This is a genomic window from Halorubrum tibetense (assembly GCF_042661865.1).
GTDB lineage: Archaea > Halobacteriota > Halobacteria > Halobacteriales > Haloferacaceae > Halorubrum > Halorubrum tibetense.
In genome coordinates this window covers 1-5,300 of the sequence record NZ_JBHSWW010000171.1, presented here as the reverse complement: position 1 = coordinate 5,300, position 5,300 = coordinate 1, and the positions used below count along the sequence as shown (strand labels likewise).

The following is a 5,300-nucleotide window of genomic DNA, read 5'->3' as shown; positions in this document are numbered from 1 at the left end:
CCGCTCGTCGCGACGGAGTCCGTATCGACCCGTGGGGTCGCGCGTCGCGACCACGTCCCACCCGGCGTCGACGAACCGACCGAGGGGCTCGACCGGGTCGCCGTGAGCGTACGTCAGTCCGGGCGTGCCGACGTCGCGGTACTGGCGGTCGAGGTCGCGCAGGCAGTCGTGGAGGAACTCGATCCGGGCGTCACAGGCCATCCCGCGGTCGCCGTAGAAGGCCGGATCGAAGACGAAAAGTGGGAGAACGCGCGGGTCGCCGGCGCGTTCGGCGGTCGCGCCTTCGGGATCCCGCTCGCCTTCCGGTGACGCGGCCGCCGCGAGCGCGGCGTTGTCCGCGATCCGCAGGTCCTCGCGGTGCCAGACTACGGTTCCGGGATGGCCGGCGGCACCGATCAGCGACTGGATCCGGTCGGTCTCCGGGAGTGTCGCGAGCGCCTCCGCCTCGTCCGCGCCCATTCTCACCCGATAGTTCGAGTCCTCGGGGCAAGGGTCTGTCGCCGACGGATGCGCCGGGGTCGGCTCCCGAGACTGCTACCGGATCACCGTCACCGGAACGGTCGCCTTGTCGACGACGCTCTTCGCGACGCTGCCGACCACCTGCTCGCGCTCCTCGCTCAGCCCGCGGTGGCCGACGTGAATCGCGTCGGCATCGCTCTCGTCCGCGAACGCCGTGATAGCGTCCGCCGGGCGGCCGGTCAGCAGCTCCGTTTCGATGTCGATATCCGCTCCTTCCTCGTCGGCGACGGTCTCGGCGACCCGCCGGGCCGCCGATAACACGCGATCGCCCTCCTCGACGGCCGCCTCCTCGCCCGGGAGGATGAGCATCCCGTCGATCAGTTCTGAGTCCGGCGTCAGCACGTGCGCGATCACGAGCGTCGCCTCGAACGCGGCGGCCTGTCGCGCGGCGTACCGGACCGCTTCGTCCCCTAGCGTCGACCCGTCCGTGGCAACGAGGTATCGCATGGATGGAGATAGCGTCGCCTCGTACATAACTCCTCGACGGCGTTCCCGCGCGGTGGGGTCGCGAGTGAGGGTCGCGGGCGGGGGTCGCGGGCGGGCCGTCGTGTCGCTTATAACCAGAGGCCCTCTGTGTTCCGGGGACGATCGATGCCCTCCACCCGCTCCGACTCGTCGGCTCGAATCGACCCGTTCCTTCCGGTCTTGGTCGCGAACCTGCTCCCGCTCGTCGGGGTCGTCCGGTTCGGCTGGGACCCCGCGACGCTTGTGGCTATCTACGCCATCGAGGTCGGCCTCTCGATCCCGTTGGCGGGCGTGAAGGCGTTGTTCGCCGCTCGGCCCCCGCCGTCGGACCGTGAGGAGGGCTTCATCAGCGTCACGAGCGCCGAACTGGTGGAAAAGCGGGGCTCCGTTCGCCTCGTCGCGTGGCTCCCGCCCGTGTATCCCCGGAACGTCCCGTTCGCGGCCGCGGTCGCCGGCAGCGCGGGATGGTTTCTGGTGTTCGCCGGAGCGGTGTTCTCCGAGGTCTTCGACCTCCCGGCGCTCCTCGCGCGACCCGAGGTGCTCGCGGCCGCGCTCGCGCTGTTCGCCGGACAGTTGATCGAGGTCAGTCGGGAGTACATCGGCGACCGCGGCTACGAGACCGTCTCGCCGTACGCGGTCGTGGAAACGCCGGTCCGCCAGGCGTTCTTCCTGGTGTTCGTCGGCCTCGCCCTCCCGTTCCTCGACACGGTCGGTGGCGGGGTCGCGATCCTCGTCGTCCTCGTCGGGCTCAAGCTCTTCCTCGAGTGGTCGACCGTCCGGTCGTCACGTGACGGCTTCACCGGCTGGCTCGCGGGCCCGAGCGGGTCGGAGGACGCCCCGGCGACCCGGGATCCGGTCGACCGCCCTCGGGGTGACGAGGAACCCAGGGCGGACCGCGTTCCCGGAGCCGACGGGTCTGACGGTGAGGCTCCGCCGGCCCCGGACGCCCGGTTTCGGACGCATCGCCGCGCGGTCGTCGCCACCGCGCTCGCACGAACGCTCTCCTGGCCCGCGGCGTTTTATATCACCGGCTTCGCGGTGATCTGGGTCGCCGTTCTCGGGACGTTCACCGACGGGGAGCTGCCCCCGGCGATCGCAGTCGGGACCCTGGCCGTCGTCGTCGGCCTCTGTCTCGCCGCGATCGGGGTCCACGTCGCGGGGTTCGTCCTCCGGTACGCGTCGCTCGAATACCGGCGGTACGACGACCGGATCGTCGCGTACGACACGTGGCTCGACGAGCCGCAGTGGGCGGCACCCGTCGACGTGCTCCGCGACGTCGAGGTCGTCGAGAACAGGCTGCCGGATCGCCTACTCGACGCCCGTACGTTCAGGATGACGACCGGGTGGGGCGACGAGGAGAGAGCACGGGTGGTCGGGCCCGTTACCGACCCGGAAGGCGTCGTCGAGGCGTTCGACCTGCCCGTCGGCACGACCGATCTCCGGCCGATCGACCGTCGGATCGCGGCCGCCTCGGTCGTGTTGGCGGCAACGATCGCGCTCGGCGTCGGCGCGTCCCTCGTCCTCGACGGCGACGCGCTCGGATCGCCCCTGTTCGTCGTCTTCCTGCTCCCGTTCCTCGTTGCGGTCCCGCGGCTGGTGTGGTCCGGGTCGTACCCGGACCCCGACTGACGGATCAGGCGGGAACGACGACCGTCATCGCCCCCGCACCGCCGCGATCACCGTTCGATCGGGCGGGCGACCATCTCCCCCCACGGCTCGAAGCCGTGCCGGTCGTAGAACGCTCGGGCACGCTCGTTCGCCGGGTCGACGTCGAGCACCACCCGGTCCAACGGCAGCTCCTGGTCGGCCGCGAGCGACAGCGCGGCCGACACGAGCTCGTCGGCGACGCCGGTGCCACGATACTCGGGCGCGACGTAGAGCTCGTTTATCACCGCGGCGTCCCAGACGAACGCCAGTCGCTCGGGGAGGACGAAGACGTACCCGACGACACCGGCGTCGACGTCGCTGTCGGCGTTGCTGTCGGCGTCGGTCCCGTTGTCGACGGCCACGGTCACGCACCGCGGGTCGTCGTCGACACAGCGGTCCACCCACGCGAGCCACGCGTCGCGGTACGCGTCGGTGAGTTTGCCCTCGTACGCCGTCGCCTTCGCCTCATCGCCGGTGCTCTCGCCGAGCCCTCGCTCGAACGCGAGTTTACATCGATAGAGGCCGTCAGTGTCTATCTCGGGGTCGTACGGGCGGATATCGACCGTCATCAGACGTCGCCGTCGGTGGTGTGGCTCTCGCCGTCGTCCTCGAGGACGAACTCCGCCAGCGTCGGCACGAACGTCCCGATGTCGGTCACCATCCCGATCGCCTGCGCGGAGCCGCGGTCGAGCAGCTGGGTGACGGTTGCCGGGTTGATGTCGACACAGACGGTCTTCGTCGTCGACGGGAGACAGTTCCCGACCGCGACGGAGTGGAGCAGGGTCGCGAGCATCAACACGACGTCGGCGTCGTGTGCCTGATCGCGGATCGCGTTCTGTGCCTCGACCGCGTCGGTGATCGTGTCCGGCAGCGGGCCGTCGTCGCGGATCGACCCCGCGAGCACGGTGTCGACGTCGTTCTCGACACACTGGTACATCACCCCCTCCGTCACCTTCCCCTGCTCGACGGCGGCCTCGATCCCCCCCGCCCGGATGATCTCCGAGATGGTCCAAATGTGGTGTTTGTGACCCTTCCGCGGGTGTTCGAGGGTCTCCACGTCCATCCCGAGCGAGGTGCCGTACAGCGACCGCTCCAAGTCGTGGGTCGCGAACCCGTTGCCCGCCGACAGCGCGTCGACGTACCCCGCCTCGACCAGTCGCGCGAGCGCCTCGCCCGCGCCGGAGTGGATCACGGCGGGGCCGGCGACGACCATCACGTTCCCGCCGTCGGCTTTCACCTCGCGTAACGCCGCGGCGACCTCTCGGATCGTCGACTCGGAGGGTCGTTCCGAGGAGACGCCGCCCTGCATGAAGCCGAACGCGCCGCCGCCGCTCCGGGGGCGCTCCGGCGGGTGTACCCGGATCCCCGACTGGTCGGTCGCGACCATATCTCCCTCCTCGACCGCGTCGAGCACCCGCGTGTAGGCGCGCGGCCCGTTTCCTTCATCCGGGTCGGGGTCGACGACGAGCGCACAGTCCATCTCGATCCGTTCGACGTCGATCCACTCGCCGTCGTACAACACCTCGGTCGGGTGGTTCGTCGTCGAATAGAAGTTCGGGGGGACGACTTTGTCCGCGGGGGCGGCGACGAGTTCCACGTCGGAGGGGTTCTCCAACACCGCGCCGTTCTGGTGGAGCTCGTGGAGGATCGCCTGCAGCGTCTCCTCGTCGTCGGCCGACACCTGCATCCGACAGTACGACTCGGCCTCCTCGTGGGTCCCGACGTCGAACCGCTCGACGTCGAAGGAGCCGCCGAGATCCATCACCGCGCCGAAACAGCGCTGCATCGTCCCGCTGTCGATGATGTGTCCCTCGATCTCGACGGTGCGTGCGTGGCTCATATCCACCCGTCAGCCCGCGTGGAGAAACCGGTTTCCCCTGCGGCGGACGTTGCTGTCCGCGGTTGCGGAAGGGCGGGCGACGACCCCGCCGGCCGGTCGCCTCAGATCATCCCGAGCGCGCCGAGGATCTGGTTCCCGAAGATCATCGCGATCAGGCCGAACAGCATGAGCAACCCCGACGAGACGGTGATCGTTCGGACGGCGGCGTGGCGGTCCGACAGCGGGAGCCGGCTCATCACCGCCTCCGCGACCATCCGCAGGATCCGGCCGCCGTCGAGCGGGAACGCCGGGAGGCAGTTGAAAAGCGCCAGCTGGATGTTGATCCACCCGGTCCAGAACAGCAGGTTCGCTAACAGGAACGCGCCCCCGCCCAACACCGCGAGCCCACCGTCGAGCACGAAGAAGTTCGTGACCTCCCCGGTGAACCCCGCGAAGTTGAACGGGAGCCCGAACAGGCTGCCGAGCGGGAGGATCAGCGTCACGAACACGAGCCCCAGGGGCGAGTCGATCAGTCCGGCGAAGGCGGGCTGGACGTCCGCGAGCGCGTCGCCGCCGTCTCCGCCGAGCAGTTCGAGGTACGCCCCGGCGGGGTACTCCGTGACGCCGAAGTCGTCGAGCGCGAGCCCGCTCGTCCCGGGGAAGACGCTGACGCCGATGAACCCGCCGTCACGGTTCGGGTGTGCGTCGAGCGTCACGTCGTAGGTGACGCGCTCCTGCTCGGTCGTGTACGCGACGACCTCGACGGTCGCTCCGGGTTCGCGCTCGCCGAGCACGGTCGCGAGGCCGTTCGGGCCGTCGCCGGCTGCGTAGACGCGCTCGCCGTCGATCT

6 protein-coding genes are annotated in these 5,300 nt (G+C 69.9%); 1 reads left to right on the top strand and 5 read right to left on the bottom strand.

What is annotated here, in order from left to right; all coding sequences use genetic code 11:
• Positions 1-459: deoxyribodipyrimidine photo-lyase (locus ACFQEU_RS10950; protein ID WP_379782053.1), on the bottom strand; the 459-nt coding region annotated here is incomplete at its 3' end.
• Between the two features lie 75 nt (positions 460-534).
• Positions 535-966 (bottom strand): universal stress protein, encoded by a 432-nt coding sequence (locus ACFQEU_RS10945; RefSeq protein WP_379782051.1) that lies wholly within the window; start codon positions 964-966, stop codon positions 535-537.
• A gap of 144 nt (positions 967-1,110) precedes the next feature.
• On the opposite strand from ACFQEU_RS10945, the gene ACFQEU_RS10940 reads away from it, so the two are divergent.
• Positions 1,111-2,613, top strand: coding sequence for a DUF6498-containing protein (locus tag ACFQEU_RS10940; protein WP_379782049.1), 1,503 nt, complete (start codon positions 1,111-1,113; stop codon positions 2,611-2,613).
• Between the two features lie 47 nt (positions 2,614-2,660).
• Here the strand turns inward: ACFQEU_RS10940 and ACFQEU_RS10935 are convergent, their stop codons facing one another.
• From ACFQEU_RS10935 to ACFQEU_RS10925, 3 genes are all read right to left on the bottom strand, one after another.
• A complete protein-coding gene (locus tag ACFQEU_RS10935) occupies positions 2,661-3,200 on the bottom strand; it encodes a GNAT family N-acetyltransferase (RefSeq protein WP_379782046.1) in 540 nt (179 codons plus the stop codon).
• Positions 3,200-4,471 (bottom strand): ornithine cyclodeaminase, nickel-pincer nucleotide-dependent, encoded by a 1,272-nt coding sequence (locus ACFQEU_RS10930; protein ID WP_379782044.1) that lies wholly within the window; start codon positions 4,469-4,471, stop codon positions 3,200-3,202. Before ACFQEU_RS10930 ends, ACFQEU_RS10935 begins: the two co-directional genes overlap by 1 nt.
• Before the next feature lie 101 nt (positions 4,472-4,572).
• A partial coding sequence (locus ACFQEU_RS10925; RefSeq protein ID WP_379782042.1) for a site-2 protease family protein occupies positions 4,573-5,300 on the bottom strand: 728 nt, incomplete at its 5' end.